Source organism: Trinickia sp. (assembly GCF_051953955.1).
Classification (GTDB): domain Bacteria; phylum Pseudomonadota; class Gammaproteobacteria; order Burkholderiales; family Burkholderiaceae; genus Trinickia.
In genome coordinates, this window is record NZ_JBQCIF010000033.1 from 1 (window position 1) to 16046 (window position 16046).

At 68.0% G+C, this 16046-nt stretch carries 15 protein-coding genes; 7 read left to right on the forward strand and 8 right to left on the reverse strand.

Translation table 11 applies throughout. The features are described from left to right. The first annotated feature begins 12 nt into the window (after positions 1-12). From ACTHNZ_RS07510 to ACTHNZ_RS07525, 4 genes are all read left to right on the forward strand, one after another. Positions 13-978 (forward strand): metallophosphoesterase family protein, encoded by a 966-nt coding sequence (locus tag ACTHNZ_RS07510; RefSeq protein WP_440541884.1) that lies wholly within the window; start codon positions 13-15, stop codon positions 976-978. Next, positions 975-1463: a cupredoxin domain-containing protein gene (locus ACTHNZ_RS07515; protein ID WP_440541870.1), complete on the forward strand. Its 489-nt coding sequence runs from the start codon at positions 975-977 to the stop codon at positions 1461-1463. Before ACTHNZ_RS07510 ends, ACTHNZ_RS07515 begins: the two co-directional genes overlap by 4 nt. Positions 1464-1651: 188 nt before the next feature. Further along, positions 1652-2311: an RNA polymerase sigma factor gene (locus ACTHNZ_RS07520; RefSeq protein ID WP_440541871.1), complete on the forward strand. Its 660-nt coding sequence runs from the start codon at positions 1652-1654 to the stop codon at positions 2309-2311. Next, positions 2298-3299 (forward strand): anti-sigma factor family protein, encoded by a 1002-nt coding sequence (locus tag ACTHNZ_RS07525; RefSeq protein WP_440541872.1) that lies wholly within the window; start codon positions 2298-2300, stop codon positions 3297-3299. The genes ACTHNZ_RS07520 and ACTHNZ_RS07525 overlap by 14 nt, the downstream gene beginning before the upstream one ends. A gap of 56 nt (positions 3300-3355) precedes the next feature. Here the strand turns inward: ACTHNZ_RS07525 and ACTHNZ_RS07530 are convergent, their stop codons facing one another. The 7 genes from ACTHNZ_RS07530 to ACTHNZ_RS07560 form a co-directional block, all read right to left on the reverse strand. Next, positions 3356-5767, reverse strand: a complete 2412-nt coding sequence (locus tag ACTHNZ_RS07530; RefSeq protein WP_440541873.1) for an ATP-binding protein — start codon at positions 5765-5767, stop codon at positions 3356-3358. A gap of 167 nt (positions 5768-5934) precedes the next feature. Further along, a complete protein-coding gene (locus tag ACTHNZ_RS07535) occupies positions 5935-6528 on the reverse strand; it encodes a PqiC family protein (protein ID WP_440541874.1) in 594 nt (197 codons plus the stop codon). Next, positions 6525-7832 (reverse strand): MlaD family protein, encoded by a 1308-nt coding sequence (locus tag ACTHNZ_RS07540; RefSeq protein WP_440541875.1) that lies wholly within the window; start codon positions 7830-7832, stop codon positions 6525-6527. The genes ACTHNZ_RS07535 and ACTHNZ_RS07540 overlap by 4 nt, the downstream gene beginning before the upstream one ends. Then, positions 7829-9064, reverse strand: coding sequence for a paraquat-inducible protein A (locus ACTHNZ_RS07545; RefSeq protein ID WP_440541876.1), 1236 nt, complete (start codon positions 9062-9064; stop codon positions 7829-7831). Before ACTHNZ_RS07545 ends, ACTHNZ_RS07540 begins: the two co-directional genes overlap by 4 nt. Positions 9065-9504: 440 nt before the next feature. After that, complete coding sequence (locus ACTHNZ_RS07550) at positions 9505-10662, reverse strand: DUF1501 domain-containing protein (RefSeq protein WP_440541877.1); 1158 nt, start codon at positions 10660-10662, stop codon at positions 9505-9507. Then, positions 10659-12047, reverse strand: a complete 1389-nt coding sequence (locus ACTHNZ_RS07555; protein ID WP_440541878.1) for a DUF1800 domain-containing protein — start codon at positions 12045-12047, stop codon at positions 10659-10661. Before ACTHNZ_RS07555 ends, ACTHNZ_RS07550 begins: the two co-directional genes overlap by 4 nt. 158 nt (positions 12048-12205) lie before the next feature. Continuing rightward, complete coding sequence (locus ACTHNZ_RS07560) at positions 12206-12583, reverse strand: YbjQ family protein (protein ID WP_440541879.1); 378 nt, start codon at positions 12581-12583, stop codon at positions 12206-12208. A 167-nt stretch (positions 12584-12750) separates the two neighbouring features. On the opposite strand from ACTHNZ_RS07560, the gene ACTHNZ_RS07565 reads away from it, so the two are divergent. From ACTHNZ_RS07565 to ACTHNZ_RS07575, 3 genes are all read left to right on the forward strand, one after another. Next, the gene (locus ACTHNZ_RS07565; RefSeq protein ID WP_440541880.1) at positions 12751-13236 is read left to right on the forward strand and encodes an aminoacyl-tRNA deacylase; all 486 of its coding nucleotides are present in this window, start codon (positions 12751-12753) and stop codon (positions 13234-13236) included. 187 nt (positions 13237-13423) lie between these two features. Beyond that, positions 13424-13639 carry a DUF3311 domain-containing protein gene (locus tag ACTHNZ_RS07570; RefSeq protein ID WP_440541881.1) on the forward strand — a complete coding sequence of 72 codons (216 nt, stop codon included), beginning with the start codon at positions 13424-13426 and terminating at the stop codon, positions 13637-13639. Continuing rightward, complete coding sequence (locus ACTHNZ_RS07575) at positions 13636-15111, forward strand: sodium:solute symporter family protein (RefSeq protein WP_440541882.1); 1476 nt, start codon at positions 13636-13638, stop codon at positions 15109-15111. The genes ACTHNZ_RS07570 and ACTHNZ_RS07575 overlap by 4 nt, the downstream gene beginning before the upstream one ends. Here ACTHNZ_RS07575 and ACTHNZ_RS07580 read toward each other — a convergent pair. After that, positions 15056-16046: glycosyltransferase (locus ACTHNZ_RS07580; RefSeq protein WP_440541883.1), on the reverse strand; the 991-nt coding region annotated here is incomplete at its 5' end. The genes ACTHNZ_RS07575 and ACTHNZ_RS07580 overlap by 56 nt on opposite strands.

Below are 16046 nucleotides of genomic sequence, written 5' to 3' on the forward strand. Positions count from 1 at the left end.
AAGGAGAGCAAGATGGACCACGACGACCACCGCGACGATCGGGTGCCCGCGCCCCGCCGCCACTTTCTCAAATGCATGGCATGGGCCGGCGCCGGCACGCTTTGGACGATGCACGCCGGCATCCTGCAAGCTCGCGCGCTCGGCAGCGATGCCGATGCGGGCGCGGCAACCGAAGCGCTGAAGGACGCCACCTTCAGCTTCGTGCAAATCAGCGACTCGCACATCGGCTTCACGAAAGCGCCGAACCCGGACGTGACGAGCACGCTCAAAGCCGCGCTCGCGCGCATCGACGCACAATCGGTTCAGCCCGACTTCATCGTTCACACCGGCGATCTCACGCATCTGTCGCGGCCCGACGAATTCGACACGGTCGATCAGCTCGTGCGGGGCTCGAGCACGCGCCGCGCGTTCTTCGTGCCGGGCGAGCACGACGTCATCGGCGACAACGGCCGCGCATTCTTCGAGCGGTTCGGCGAAAAGCAAACGGACGGAGGCTGGTACAGCTTCGATCATCGCGGCGTCCATTTCGTCGCGCTCATCAACGTGCTCAATCTGAAAAGCGGCGGCCTCGGCTGGCTCGGGCCCGATCAGCTTGCTTGGCTCAAGCAAGACCTCGGAGCGCGCTCTTCGGAAACGCCGATCGTCGTGTTCGCGCACATGCCGATGTGGTCGCTGTATCCCGAGTGGGGCTGGGGCACCGACGACGCGGGCGAAGCGCTAGCGATGCTGCGCCGCTTCGGCTCGGTCACGGTGCTCAACGGCCACATTCATCAAATCCAGCAAAAGGTCGAAGGCCACGTCACGTTCTACACGGCCCGCTCGACCGCGTATCCGCAGCCCGCGCCGGGCGTGGGCCCCGGGCCCGGACCGCTCAAGGACGTGCCGCCCGGCCAACTCGCGACTTATCTCGGCGTGCGCGAGGTGCACCATGTCCAAGCGGGCCATACGCTCGCGTTGACCGACGAGGCGCTGTCATGAAAACATTCGCTGCCACCCGCTACGGCGCCGCAGCGTGGACCTCGACCTCGACCTCGACCCCGGCTTCGACCTCGGCTTCGACCCCGGCCCCGACCTCAGTTCGGCGCTCGCTTACGCCGTTCCGTCTTCGCGCTTTCATGCCGTTCGCCGTATGGGCGGCGCTTTCCCTCGCCGGCCCGGCGAGCGCCGCATCGAACGATGCGGGCGCCGCCCCCGGCGCCGGCGCTGCCTCGGCGACCTATCGCATCGAGATCCACGATTTCGCGTTCTCGCCGAAGGAGTTGACCGTCCCGGCCGGCGCTCGCATCGTTTGGACCAACCGCGACGACGAACCGCATACCGTCGTCAGTGCGGCCGGCACGTTCAAGCCGTCGCGAGCGCTCGATACCGACGATTCGTTCTCGACCGTGCTCGACAAACCCGGCACCTATGCCTACTTCTGCGGCATCCACCCGATGATGGTCGGCAAAATAACGGTGCGATGAAACCTGCCTGCCCAGCTGCGATTCCGGTGCTGCCGGCACGCGTTCACCCGAACTGGGCGGCCAACACGCCGGCTTCTCGGTGCGCCGAGCCGCAAACCTTGGAGCCGCCGCCCGACGCAACCACCCCGCACGGGAATAAACTCGGCGCATCTTCGGTATCGCAACGGTCAACCCAGGAGGCGCCCCCGGTGGCCGAAACCGACAAACACGATAGCGCGGCGAGCCCCGAGCCGAACAAGCCCGCCGCGTCCGGCGGGCAGGACGACGCCGAGCGCAGCCGCCGCTTTCAGCAGCTCGCGCTGCCGCATCTCGATGCCGCCTACAATCTCGCGCGCTGGCTCACCGGCAACGCGGGCGATGCCGACGACGTCGTGCAGGAAGCGTTCGTGCGCGCCTTTCGCTTCTTCGGCACGTTTCGTGGAGAGAACGCGCGGCCGTGGCTGCTCGCGATCGTGCGCCGCACCTGGTACACGGAATGGCGGCGGCGCACGAACTCGCGCGAGGTGGCGCCGTTCGACGACGACCTCGACGAAACGAGCGTGTTCGACGAAATGTCGTCGCGCAGCGCCGATCCTCAGACGCTGCTGCTGCAAGGCGAGCATGCGAGGCTCGTGCGAGAGGCGTTGGAGCGGTTGCCCGTCGAGTATCGCGAGGTGCTGATCCTGCGCGAGCTCGAAGACATGAGCTACCGCGACATCGCGGTCATCGCCGATCTACCGATCGGCACGGTGATGTCGCGCCTCGCGCGCGGTCGCCGCAAGCTCGCCGCCCTGCTCGCGCCGTTGCGCGACGAACCCCGCGCTCGCATCGGCACGATCGTCAAGGAGAGCCCAGATGGATTGCAATGACGCTCGCCCGCTGCTTAGCGCCGCCGTCGATCGCGAACTCTCGGCCGCGGAAGCCCTGCAGGTAGAGCGGCATCTGACGGCGTGTCCCGAATGCCGTCGCGAGGTGCAGGCGCTTCGGGCCGTCAGTGCCGCGACGCGCGCGGCCGACTACTTCCGTGCACCCGCCGCGCTGCGCGAGCGGATTCTCGCGGCACTGCCCGGCGTCGAGACCGCGCCGATTCGTCAGGACGAAGCCGCGGCCGCGGCAGAGGCAGACGGACCGCAGCCGCGTTCGGAGGACGCCACCGGAGCCCCACCGCCGTCGCGCGAAGCGCGCCCAGGGCCGCAGCGCGAGCCTCGTGCATCAGGCCGGGCGTGGCAGTGGACCGGATGGCGCTCGCCGCGCGGCATTCGGGCAGGGGCTGCCGGCCCCGGCCGCGGTGGGTTTGCAGCGTTCGGATGGCCCGCGAGCACCGCCGTCGCCGTTGTCGCAGCCGCCGCCATCGTGCTCGCCACGAGCATCGCGCTCGTCGCGCACCGGCCCGCCAACATCGGCGGCACCAACGCGGAGTTCGTCGACGAACTCGTCGAGAGCCACGTCCGCGCCCAATTGTCGGGGCACGACATCGACGTCGTCTCGTCCGATCAGCACACGGTCAAGCCCTGGTTCAACGGGCGCCTCGACTATGCGCCGCCCGTCGAAGACCTCGCCGACGCCGGCTTCGCGCTGACTGGAGGCCGCCTCGACTATGTCGGCCATCACCGCGTGGCGGTGCTCGTCTATCGCTATCGCAAGCACGTCATCGACGTCTACGTGATGCCGGACCGCGACGGCGGCGCACTTAGCGAGCCGGCGTCCCTCATGAGCGACGGCTATGCGCTCGTACGTTGGCGCGGGCAAGGCATGCTCTGGTGGGCGGTCAGCGACGCCGAACCGGCCGTGCTCGAACAGCTGCACGCGGCGCTCGCGGCACGCTTGCGGGGGCCGCCGCCGGGCACGGCGCAATGACGGTGATGGCAGAGCACGTCAATCGTCAACCGTCGACGGCCGCCACCGATCCATCATCAACCGTCCGCAACTGACGGCGCGCGCGGCGAAAGCGTTTCGATGAGACCGAGCAGCCGCGACGGATCGAGCGGCTTGACGAAGTGATGGTGAAAGCCGGCTCGGCGGCTACGTTGCCGATCCGCATCCTGTCCATAGCCGGTCAGCGCGATGAACAGGCATTCGCGGCTCGCGAGCTCGGCCCGCAGGCGATGCACGAGTTCGTAGCCGTCCATGACGGGCAGGCCGATGTCGATGACGGCGATCTCGGGCGCGAAGCGCGGGACGATCTGCAGCGCGGAGGCCGGGTCGTAGACGGCCTCGACGTCGTGACCGCATTCCCTCAGCAACTCGGCGAGTGCCTGGACACCGTCGACGTTGTCGTCGACGAGCAGCACGCGCCGCGGGGCGACGCCGGCGCTCGTGCTGCCTGCACGTCTACGCGCCGGCACCGCATCGCGATCGGGAGCCTCATGGCGATCGGCGCCGCCGTCGCCGACGTCGCCGACGTCGCCGACGTCGCGCCAGACTTGCACATCGCCGTTTCCGCCGCCTGCCCCGTCCAGCCGAATCGCCGAGCGCGCGGACGGGATGCGCTCGTTCTGCTCGTTCTGCTCGTTCTGCTCGTTCCGCTCGTTCCGCTCGGCGCGCTCGCCGGGCACGAGAATCACGAACGTGCTGCCGCACCCGGGCCCCTCGCTCGTTGCGCTGACATGCCCGCCATGCATCTCGACCAGATTCTTCACGAGCGCCAAGCCGATGCCGAGGCCGCCCTCGGCGCGATCGAGATCGCGCTTGCCTTGGAAGAACAAATCGAACACGCGCGGTAGGACGTCGGGCGCGAGGCCGATGCCGTCGTCGCGCACGCTAACGGCGATCATGCCGCGCCGCTCGCGCTTGGCCACGAGTTCGACCTGGCCGCCCGGCGCCGTATAGCGTGCCGCATTCGTGAGCAGATTGGAAACGACCTGAGCGAGCCGCGTCGCATCGACGTTCCAAACGAGATCGGGGTCGACTTCGACGGTCAGCCGGTGCTCGCGCTGCTCGAGCAGCAGGCCGCCCATTTCCACGGCGCTCGCGAGCACATCGGCGACGCGCACCGTCTGCCGCTTCAATGCGATCTTCCCGCGCGTGATGCGCGAAATGTCGAGCAGGTCGTCGACGAGCCGCACGAGGTGGTCGACTTGCCGCGCGATGATGCTCTGCTCGCGGGCGGTGCTGCTTTCGGTCCGCATGCGCATGAGCCGAAGCGCCGTGACGATCGGCGAAAGCGGATTGCGCAATTCGTGGCCGAGCATCGCCAAGAATTCGTCCTTTGCGCGCCCGGCCTCGCGCAGCTCGGCGACGAGCCGCTCGCGCTCCGCATGCGACTTCTCGAAGCGGGCTCGGGCACGGACCTGCTCGGTCACGTCGACGGCGACGACGATGATGCCTTCCACGATCGCGCTGTCCAAACGCAGCGGCTCGAAATGAAACGTGAAGTAGCGCGGCTCGAACGCGCCGTCCGGCCGCGTCACGTCGATGCGCTGATCCTCGCGCACGATCGGCTCGCCGCGCTCGAAAGCGGCGTTCAGCAATGTGCCGATGTCACCGCCGGACTGCGCCTGCGGAAACACGTCGGCACAGCGTCGGCCCGCGAGCTCGGCATGGCCGGCCAGCTCGCGAAAGCGCCGATTGGCGAGTTCGAAGACGTGTCCAGGCCCGCTCAGCAGCGCCGCCGCGACCGGCGCGTTCATGAACAACGCATCGCGCTGACGCTCCGCGCGATTGCGGCGCTCGACTTCGAGTTCGAGCGCCATTGCCTTTTGCTGCCAGAGTGCGACGAGCCGATTGGCCTGTGTGTCGTCGGCGCCCGCGAGCACTTCGCTCGGCAGCACGCTCGTATGGGCCGAGCAAATGTGCTCGAACATGCGGCTGTGCGCGGCATTCGAAAACAACGCTTGCGAGTAGGCGCAAAACAGCGTGAACGCGTAGCGGCGCGCGAGTTCGTTCCAGAGACCTTCGAGCTGTAGCGCCGCTTCGTATTCGCCGCGCTCGCAGAGCACGCCGACCATCTCGCCGAAAGCATGAACCGGGCCGCCGCCGGGCGCCTGCATGCTGGCCACCACGGCACCGATCGACGCCAGAAACAAATTCGAGTCGGGGTGCCCGTCGACCATGAAGCGCGACAGCGCTTCCTCGGCATCGAGCGCGACGAATCGGTCCGGTGGCCATCGAGCGCCCACGGTGCTGCCGCCGATTCCGCCCAGCTTCGATCGGATCCCCGTCAAATGCCTCTGCGTGGCGATGACGATCGCATTTCCGCCCGAGCACAGCGCGCGCTCGACGAAGCTCGCGACTTCGTCGATCAGCAACGGCTCGGCCTGATAGAAACGGACGAAGTGCCCGTGCACCTCGCAGTCGGAATAAGAAGCACGTCCAGCTACCGCCATGTCAATTCCTAGCGGCGCACGGCCGCGCAGTCGTGGGGACGGAATGCCCGCTCGGTCGATGGGGGGACATGTCATCCGATGGCACGCCGAGCGCTCCGTGCACACCATCGCTCGCAGCAAGCATCGGACCCGCGGAAGTCGGCCGATCGGGGACGAAAAGGCGTGCCTCATCGCTGCGCGGCGAGCGCAGCGGCAATCCGGTCGGCCAACTGTCCCAGGACGCGGCTCAGTGCGGCCGCAATCGCCGTCGAATCGGAGGACGACAGGGGCTCGGTCAACGAGACTTCCTGCGTCATCACGGTCGTCGCCTGCTCACCGGCCGTCAGCGTCCAACTGCCCTCGAACGTCATCTGCCCGTTCGCGTTCGCACGCAGATCGAGCACCGTCACGACGATCCCGCGCGCACCGGTCGGCGCGGGGGCGCCGGGCAGCACGAACGAGCCGGGCGGCAAGCGCGCGAGCAAGTCCTGTGCGAGCGTACGCCGGATCATCTGCGCGAACGGCGCCGCCCAATGGTCGTCGTCGCGCACGGAAACCTGGTATCGCGCGTCCTGAGCGACGATCTCCGGCCGATCGAGCGAGGCCGGCACGCGCACGGCGCCCAGTTGGACCGGCGCCATGCTCGCCTTGGCCGTCGCGAGCGGCGCGCTCGGCGGCACCGCGTCGAGCGAAAAGTAGCGCGTGGGCGGGCTGTGGCCGCACCCGGCCAGCGTGGCGAGCGCCAACGCGCAGGCAAGCCGCTTCGTCGTTCGAGGCCTCATTGCCCTTTCCCTCCCTTGCCGCGCACGAGCGCCTCCGGATGGCGATCGAGATAGTCGGCGAGCGCGCGCACCGAGCGCGCCATGTCCGTCAGCTCGCGCAATGCCTCGGGCAGATCGTTCTGGCGCATCGGATCGCCGCCGATCGTGCGATTGGCGGTGGCCACGGCGCTGTCGGCTTCCTTCGCCGTCTGCCGCAACTGCGTCACGAGCGGCCCGATCTGGGGCGAGACCTGGCTCAGCGTCCGATCGATCTGCGCGACCGAACGGTCGATATGATCGAGGCTGTCCGCAATCTGCGGCGACGACGACAGCGCGCGGATGCGGGCCGTGGCGCGGCGAACGTTCTCGCCGGTCTGCTCGATCGGCAACGCATCGATCTTCGTCATGACGTGGTCGGCCTTCGACATGACGTCGCCGGCTTGGGCGATGATCGCGTCGACGTCGCCCGTCGGCACGCTCGGGATATCGGTCTCCCCGTTGCGCGCGGTTAGCGTCGCGCTGCCGGCACCGGGCACGAAGTCGAGCGTCACGACGCGCGAGCCGACGAGCGGCGGGTCCTGCGTCAGCCGCGCGCGCAGCCCGGTCGCGATCAGTCGGCGCAGCATCTCGTCGACGACGGGACGCCAATTGCCGTCGCGCGGTTTCGCCTTGTCGTCGATGCCGAGCTTCGTCGCATCGAGGACGATTTCCACGGGCGTATCGAGCGTTCCCGTGCGCGCGTCGTAATGCAGCGCGACGTGCGTGACCTGCCCGACGTGAAAACCGCGCAGCCATACCTGGGCGCCCTCGTCGATCTGCCCGACCGCGCCCGAAAACCGGACCACGTATTTCACCGCGGCGCCGGGCGAGTAGGCGCGATCGCTGCCCTCGAAATGTCGCGTCGATGCGCCGGGCCCCGGCTCCATGACGATTTCGGGGCCGCCGATCAATGCCTTGGCCGAGGACGGATCGCTGAAATCGAAGCGCGCGCCCTTGACCCAAAAGCGCGTGCCGGCACGCAAGTACGGCTCGGCGCTACGCATGATCTCGGCCGTGACGTCGACGTGGCGGCCGTCGGCATCGAGCGCGACGTCCCTGACTTCCCCGACCTTGACGCCGCGCAGCGAAACTTCCGTGTCGTCGGCCTTCATGCCGTACGCCGCGTCGAACACGATCGTGACGGTCTCGCCGCCCTGCACCAGCGCGCGGATGCCGAGCCAGCCGGCCACGCCGATCGCGGCGATCGGCACGGCCCAGATCCAGCCCGGCCAGCGCGTACGCCGGACGTCGGCCGCTTCGGTGCGCTTTTCGGAAGGGCCGTTCACGTCTGCCTCGCTTGGGCATGCCTTACTGGCGCGTGCCGTGCTTGGGCCGCGTCCCACATGAGGCGCGGATCGAAAGCGCGCGACGCTGCCATCGTCAAGATGACGACGAGCGCGAACGCGGTCGCGCCGTCGGCGGGCCGCGCATTGGCGATGCCGTCGAAGCGGATCAGCGGCACGAATGCGGCGATCGTGAAGACGTCGATGTTCGACCAGCGCCCGAGCTCGTCGATGAGCCGGTAGACGAACGTCTTCGTGCGCAAGTGCCGGTCGGACCGGCGCAGCACCGATGCGATGAACCACGCCATGCCCGCGAGCTTCACGAACGGGATCGCGATGCTCGTGCAGAAAATGAGGATGCCGAACGGCCATAGGCCGGCCTGGAACAACTCCGCGACGCCATCGATGATGCGGTGCGAGACCGTGTGCCCGAGCTCGAACGAGGTCGTCATCGGAAACAGGTTCGCGGGGAACGCGAGCACGAACGCCGCGACGCTCAGCGCCGCGGCGCGTGCAATCGCATCGAGCTTGCGTTTGCGCAGCCTCAAGCCGCAACGGGGACACGGGCGCCCCACCTCGCCGATCGGCGCGATCAGGTCACACGCCGTACACGAGAGCACGCGCTCGCCCGGCGTCACCTGCCGCTCGGGTGCGATCGCGCGCCAGACGGTGCGCCGGTCGAGCGTCGCGCGCGTGAGCATCGACATGAACGCGGCCGCGATGAAGCAGTAGCCGCCCGCGTCGATCGAGCCCGTCAGTTCCTGCGTCACGCGTGTGTAGCCGACGAAGCACCCCACCAGGTAGACGTCGGGCATCGCCCAAGCATCGAGCCAAAGCGTCCAGCGATAACAGCGGCCGAGCCAGTGCGCGCGGCGGCCCAAGAGCACGGCGGACAGCACGATCGAGAGCGCGGAAAAACGCGCCATCGGCAGCGCGATGCCCGTCAAGCCGAGCACGATGGCCAATAGCGGGAAACCGTCGCGCCAAATGACGGCGATGCCCGAGCCGAGCTGCGCGGAGCGCTCGGCGCCGAGCATGTGGACGGTCATGAGCGGCGACAGATTGCCCGGCAGCAACAAGATGAACGTCGTCAACGAGCACGCCAGCGCCGCGCCGATGGAGCGGCCGCTCGCGCGCTCGAGCGGATAGTGGCAAACGCTGCAGCGCGCGAGCATGCGCCCGCTCAGCGCCGCAGTGTCTTCCAGCGCGCCGCATTCGGGGCAGCCGATGGTCATGCAGCCTCGCGCGCAAACGGGCACGGCGCCCAAGCAAGGGCGGCCAACCAACGGGAACAGCGGTTTTTCATGCGGCCTCCGTGCCGGCGAGCGCGACAAACAGGGACAAAGGGACACCGTGGGGTAAGCACGGAGCGTTCCCGCACGAACCGGGCGACTGTCATCCAAAAGACACCGCGCGTGCCACGGCCCGCCTACGCTGCGCGCAGCGGTTGACGAGGGCGGAGGCGCGAAGCGCTCCGCGGGCCGAGACGAAAAGGGAGGGCGTCGTTCGGCTCGAATACGGCGGCGTCACCGTCGTCGATCTAGAACGGCTGCGCAACTACGGCGCTTGAATGGGGTCGCGGTACGGTGCGATTGCGGCCGCCTCCGAACCCGGCATGCAACGAGCGAGCCGTCATCAGGCGATCGTCGGGCGGCCGTCGGCCGGCTCAGCCGGCTCAAACGGTGGCGACGAGCCCACTCACGGGCTTGCCTTCCTTCCTCTGCGGAAACAGCGCAGCGGCCGTACGGTGCGGATCGAGGCCGAACGTCTCGCTCGCCGCGCCCCCAATGACGTCGTCCAGCGACATCGTCGGCCGCAAATCGCGCCCTTCATAAAGGTCCTGCGCGCGCAAGCCGGGCCAGTCCGCCAGCACGCGCCCTCCGCGCACCGCGCCGCCGATCAGCATCGCCGCCGTGCCCGTGCCGTGGTCGGTGCCGCCCGTGCCGTTGACCGCCGCCGTGCGCCCGAACTCCGTCGCCACTATGATCGTCGTCTTCTCCCAAAGCGGGCCGAGACCATCGTGCAGCGCGCCGAGCATCGCATCGAGCGCCTTGAGCTGCGCGCTCAGGCGCGGATTTTGGCCGGAATGCGTGTCCCAGCCGAGCGTTTCGATCATCGCGATCCGCGGCCCGTCCGGCCGCCCGAGAAAGCTCGCCGCGACCTTGCCGATACCGGCGGCGTCGCCGCGCGCGCGCTCGCTTCCCGCCATCTCGCGCGCCGCCATCGCCGAGTGCCATAGCGGGCCGAGCTGCGCGTCGTGCTCGTACAGCGCGCCCACCCGCATCAGCAAGTCGTCCGATGCGCTCGGCAATGCGGAAGGCGCGTACGATGCCACATCGACCTTGCCGCGCAGCACGAGCGGCACCGTCGGCGCCAACGCGATGGCCTCGGCACGGCTCGGCCCGACTAACGCGACGAGCCGGTTCAGCCATCCGTCCCGCAGGCGGTACGGCGCGTTGCCGCCCGTCTCCAGCACGTTTTGCCCGTCGAAGTGCGAGCGATCGCGGTACGGCGTGGCCACTGCGTGCACGAACACCGCCTGCTTTTGCTCATAGAACTGGGCCGTGCGCTGCAGCGACGGATGCAGCGCGAACATCGAGTCGAGCCGCGTCGCAGCCGAAGCATCGACGGCGATGGGGCCTCGCAGTGCGGCATAGGCCGGCTCGGCGTAGGGCACGACGATGTGCAGGCCATCGGCGGCGCCGCGTTGAATGATGAAGACGAAGCGGCGCTCGGATTGGACGCTCGCGAATACCATTCGCGGCGCGACGAACATCGCGCCAGCGCCGGCGGCCGTGGCGCTCAAGAACTGACGGCGAGAAATCACGCTCATCTCCTTTGGAAATCGGGCGACACGAGCAGCAGCGCGAGCGCCGTCTGGGCGCTTTCCGCGCGAGAGACGGCGAGCGCCGTCGCGGGATCGAGCGAGCCGGCCGTCAGTATCGGGCCGAGCGCGCGCGCATCGATACGATCGCCGACGCGCGCCCCGATCCGCTGCGCAAGCTCGACGCGCCGCACGAGCGCATCGGGCGCGGCCCAACTCGCGGCGATGTCGTCGTACCCCGCCGGCGAGCCCGGCCGCCAAACCGGCTGACCGAGCTGAGTCAGGATCGGCGCCGCCCGGATGCCGTCGAGCCCGTGCGCACCCAGACCGCGCAGCGTCGAAATCGTCCAATCCCAAGGGGTTTTGAATTTGACGGGAGCGCTCGCCCACGCCTCGGGAGCGGCGACGAGCGCACGATAGACCGTGGGCAGATCGCCGCCGCTCGCTTCGAAAGCGTGGGCCAGCCGGGCGACGAGCGCCTGGCTCGGGTCGTCGCCCGCGAAATGGCGGGCGAGCTTGCTCGCGATGTGGTTGGCCGTGGCCTGAGCCGACGCCAGATCGTGCAGCACCGCCCGCGCTTGCGCCTCGCCGCCTTCCGCGTAGCGGCGACCGATGATCGTGCGCTCGCCCGGCTCGTGCAGGCCGGGGCGAAAAACGAAGGTGCCCGGCGTGCCGTCGGCCGCCTTCGGGCCGACGATGCTCCAGCCCGTGAGCGCACGCGCGAACTCGGTGACGTCGTCCTGCGTGTAGCCGGTACGCACGCCGAGCGTATGCAACTCCATGATTTCGCGTGCGAGGTTCTCGTTCAGGCCGCTCTTGCGCTGCGGATCGCGCGCCGCGGCGCGCAAGGCAGCTCGGCTGTCGGGCCCGATCGAGCGAACCTGATCGAGGTAGGTTTGCATGGCCGGATGACGTTCGACGGCAAGCAGCATGTCCTCGAAACGACCGAGAACGCGCGGGCGGATCGCCTCGGTTTCGAACGCGCCGGCGAGCGCCGCCACCTCGGGCTTCTCGGTGGAAATCGCGAAGTGATTGCTCCAGAAATGCACGAGCCGCTCGATGAACGGCGCCTGCGTGGTCAGCGCGCTTTGCACGCGCGCGTCGACCGCCTCGCGATAGGCGTCGCGCACTTCGGTGCGCAGCATGTTCCGCGCGGCGAGCTTGGCGTCTTGGTCGGCGCCGCTTGCGGCCTGTCGCCGCGCCTCGCCGAGCGTCTGCACGACCGCCGGCGAATCCTGCAGTTGGGCCAGCGCGGCCGGCCTGGGCTCGTATCGATCGAATTGCCGCAGCAGCCACGTCTTCGGATCGGACGGCGGCGGCTCGTCGTCGCGCGCGCCGAGGCCGAAGCGGTTCAGCGCGACGGCCGCCTCGGTCAGATGCGGTGAATCGGTCATGTTCCCCTCGCTTGGGCCTTGACGTTTGCGTCGGTACGCTGCTTGAACGGCACGCACGCGAGTCACCCGTCGCATCCGGCAACACCACTTTTATCGAACCATCGAACCTTTATCGAAGCGGCCCGGTGCGGTGCAGCACGCGACGCCGCGAGCGGCGCTCAGGCGGCCGCGGACGGCCGCACGTGCACCGCCGTGCCGTAGCAGAGCACTTCGGTGACGCCCGCCGCGATGTCGGTGGCGTCGTAGCGCACGGCCACGATGGCGTTCGCCCCGAGCTCGGCGGCGTGCACGACCATCCGCTCGTATGCGTCGGCGCGCGCCCGCTCACAGAGCGACGTATAGAGCGTGATGTTGCCCCCGAACAGCGTCTGCAGCGACGCGCCCACCGCGCCGACGATGGAGCGCGAGCGCACGACGATGCCGCGCACGACGCCGAGCGAGCGCTCGATGCGGTAACCGGGCAGTTCGAGCGCCGTCGTGACGTGCTCGCGCCCGATAGGCTGCGAATGGGAAGAGAAAGCGTGCGGATCGTTCATCGTAAACCTGACTCTAGTTTGAAACCCCGCCCTTCAGGCCGGTTGTGGACAGCTGCAAGTCTGTCGTTGTGGCGCAAACAGCCTATTCTAGGAGAACGCCGTGCTCGCGTTCGCCTTTATCTTTCATCGAGCGCGGTCGATCGCTCTTTGCTCGACGGAGGTCCGCCATGTCGATGTCTACCACCCTCGAGGCATGCCTGCAGCACAAGGGCTGCCGTTACGAAGTCCTCCATCACCCCTACAGTCACTCGAGTATCGAAACGGCTTCGGCCGCGCACGTGCCCGGCGAACGCCTGGCCAAAACCGTCCTCCTGGAAGACGAACAAGGCTATGTGGCGGCCGTGCTGCCGTCGACGCATGCCGTCCGCCTTTCCGAGATCTGGGAGATGACGGGACGCCACCTGACGCTCGCGAGCGAAACGGACATGCGCGAGCTGTTCAAGGATTGCGAGCCCGGCGCCCTGCCTCCCGTCTGCACCGAGTACGGCATGATCACCTACCTCGACGAAAGCCTCGCGCAGCAGCCCGAGGTCTATTTCGAAGCCGGCGATCATGAAGAATTGATCCACATGCAGGCCGATCAATTCCTCGCGCTCATGGATCGGGCCGAACGGGCACGGTTCGCGCATCGGATGCAGGGCGTTTCGATGTAGCGCGGCTGCGCGTGCCGAGCACGGTGGTTACCGACGTTCCATTCCTCGCATCTATTTTTGAAATGGTTTACGGCGCAATCGGAAACGGCATAGAGTCCGATGGCTAGGCCGTTGTCACCCGCGCGGGTGCCGCCGAAAGGAAAAAGAAAACTTGGGGCGCCCGCCTTCGTCGAGAGGAGTGATTTACATGGTTCTTCGGTTACTCGCCGTGCTGCCGTTCATCGGCATCCTGCTCGGTGTCCCCTTCGTCAATCGCGTCGAGCCGCTCGTGCTGGGCATGCCGCTCGTGCTCGCATGGATCGTGTTTTGGGTCGTCATGAGCGCCGTGATCATGGCGCTCGTCTACAAGCTCGACCCGTCCAATCGAGCCGATGCCCGTACCGCCGAGGAGGCCCGCTCATGAACAGCGCACTCCTCATCATCGCAGCCGTCACGCTCGTCGCGCTCTGGCTCGGCGTGCGCGCCCGCCGCGGGCACGACATGAACCTCGAGCAGTGGTCGGTCGGCGGACGCAGCTTCGGCACCGCCTTCGTCTTCCTGCTGATGGCCGGCGAAATCTATACGACGTTCACGTTCCTCGGCGGCAGCGGCTTCGCCTACGGCAAGGGCGCGCCCGCCTATTACATCCTGTCGTACGCCACGCTGGCCTACATCCTTTCGTATTGGCTGCTGCCGCCCATTTGGCGCTACGCGAAATCGCACCGCCTGGTTTCGCAGCCCCACTTCCTGGCAAGCAAGTATGCGAGCCCTTCGCTCGGCGTGCTCGTCGCGATCGTCGACGTCGTCGCGCTGGTGCCGTATCTCGTGCTGCAGTTCAAAGGCCTCGGCATCATCGTGGCGACGGCTTCGTACGGCGCCATTTCTCCGACGGCGGCGATCTGGATCGGGGCGGTCGTCGTCACGGCCTACGTGACCGTTTCGGGCGTGCGCGGCTCGGCATGGAATTCGGTCGTGAAAGATACGATGATTCTCGCGATCGTCATCTTCCTCGGCCTGTACCTGCCGATCCACTTCTACGGCGGCTTCGCGCCGATGTTCCACGCCATCGACACGGCCAAGCCCGGCTTCCTGACATTCCCCGCGAAGGGCTCGAGCGTCGCGTGGTTCCAATCGACGGTGCTGCTGACGGCGCTCGGCTTCTTCATGTGGCCGCACACGTTCGGCTCGATCTTCACGGCACGCGACGAGCGCATCTTCCGGCGCAACGCGGCCGTGCTGCCGCTCTATCAGTTGATCCTGCTGTTCGTGTTCTTCGTCGGCTTCGCGGCGTCGCTCAAGGTGCCGGGCCTCAAAGGCAGCAACATCGACCTGTCGCTGTTCCATCTCTCGCTGCAAGCCTTCGATCCGTGGTTCATCGGCGTGATCGGCGCGGCCGGCGTGCTGACCGCTCTGGTGCCGGGCTCGATGATCCTCAATGCGGCCGCGACGCTGCTCGCCAACGACGTCTACCGCGGCGGCATCGATCGGCAAGCCGCGGATGCGACCGTCGCGAAGCTCGCGCGCGTGCTCGTGCCGATCATCGCGCTCGTCGCCGTGTTCTTCACGCTGCGCGGCGGCGAGACGATCGTGGCGTTGCTGCTGATGGGCTACAGCTTCGTGACTCAGCTATTCCCGGCCGTCGTCACGAGCTTGGCCGCGCGCAATTGGGTCACCAAGCAAGGCGCGTTCGCCGGCATCGTGGCCGGCGTGGCCGTCGTCGCCTACACGACGCTCACGCACGCGAGCATCGGGCAATGGTTCCCGTCCCTGCCCGACAAGCTCAAAGACCTGAACATCGGCCTCGTCGCGCTGGCCCTGAACGTCGTCGTGCTGATCATCGTCAGCGCCGTGACGCAGCCTCGCGCCGCCGAGCATTCGCAGGCCCGCACGCTGTGACCACGCGCCGGGCGATCTCCAGATAGCGCCCGGCCGTATCCTCGAGCGTAAGTCCCTCGAGCGGCCGCGCGGCGCGCGGCTGGTGGAGCGCAGCCGTCAGCGCCCGGGCATAGCGCTCTGCATGGCGCGTATCGACGAGACTGACGCTCGGGTAATCGCGCGCGAACGCGAACGCATCGATCGCGCTGGCGACGATGGGGACGCCCGATGCAAGCGCCTCCAGAAAGCCGACGCTGTGCGCTTCGAAGCGCGAGGGCATCGCGAACGCATCGGCTTGCGCGAGCAATTGCGGCACATCGGCGCGCGGCCCTTCGATCCGCACGCTCGATGCCATGCCGAGCCGCTCGACGAGCGCCACGACCTGCGCGTGATAATCGCGGTCCTCGACGACACCGCATAGATGCAGCAGCGGCGACGGCACCCCTCCTTGCACGTTCGCGTCGCGCGTGAGCGCGAGGTGAAACGCGCGCACGGTTTCCAGTTGCCCCTTCTCCGGCATGTAACGCCCGATTTGGACGATTCGGTTGGGGCGTCGCCGCTTAGCGTCCTCCTCCCCGCCCTCGCCCCCGCCCTCCTGCTCGCGCGATCCGGAAGCAACCCGGAAGCGATTCACGTCGACGCCGTTGGGCACCACGAACGATTCGCGGGGCCGCCCGATCGTCGCCGCGTACTGGTCGACGTTGCGCTGCGCGACACCGACGATCGCCCGCGCTCGGTGCGAGAGCAGACGCTCCGCACACCGTAGCCAGCGATCCTCGGCGAAGTCGTTCGTGCCCGAGTGCATGACGAAGACGATCGGCACCGTAATCGGCAGCGCCCGCGCATAGAGTGCGGGGAGCGTCGTGTGCGCGAACACGATGTCCGGTGCGAAGCGCCGGATCGCACCGTAGAGGAAGCCGAGCCGAGCGAGAGGGGCGTACCGGACGCGCGGGAAG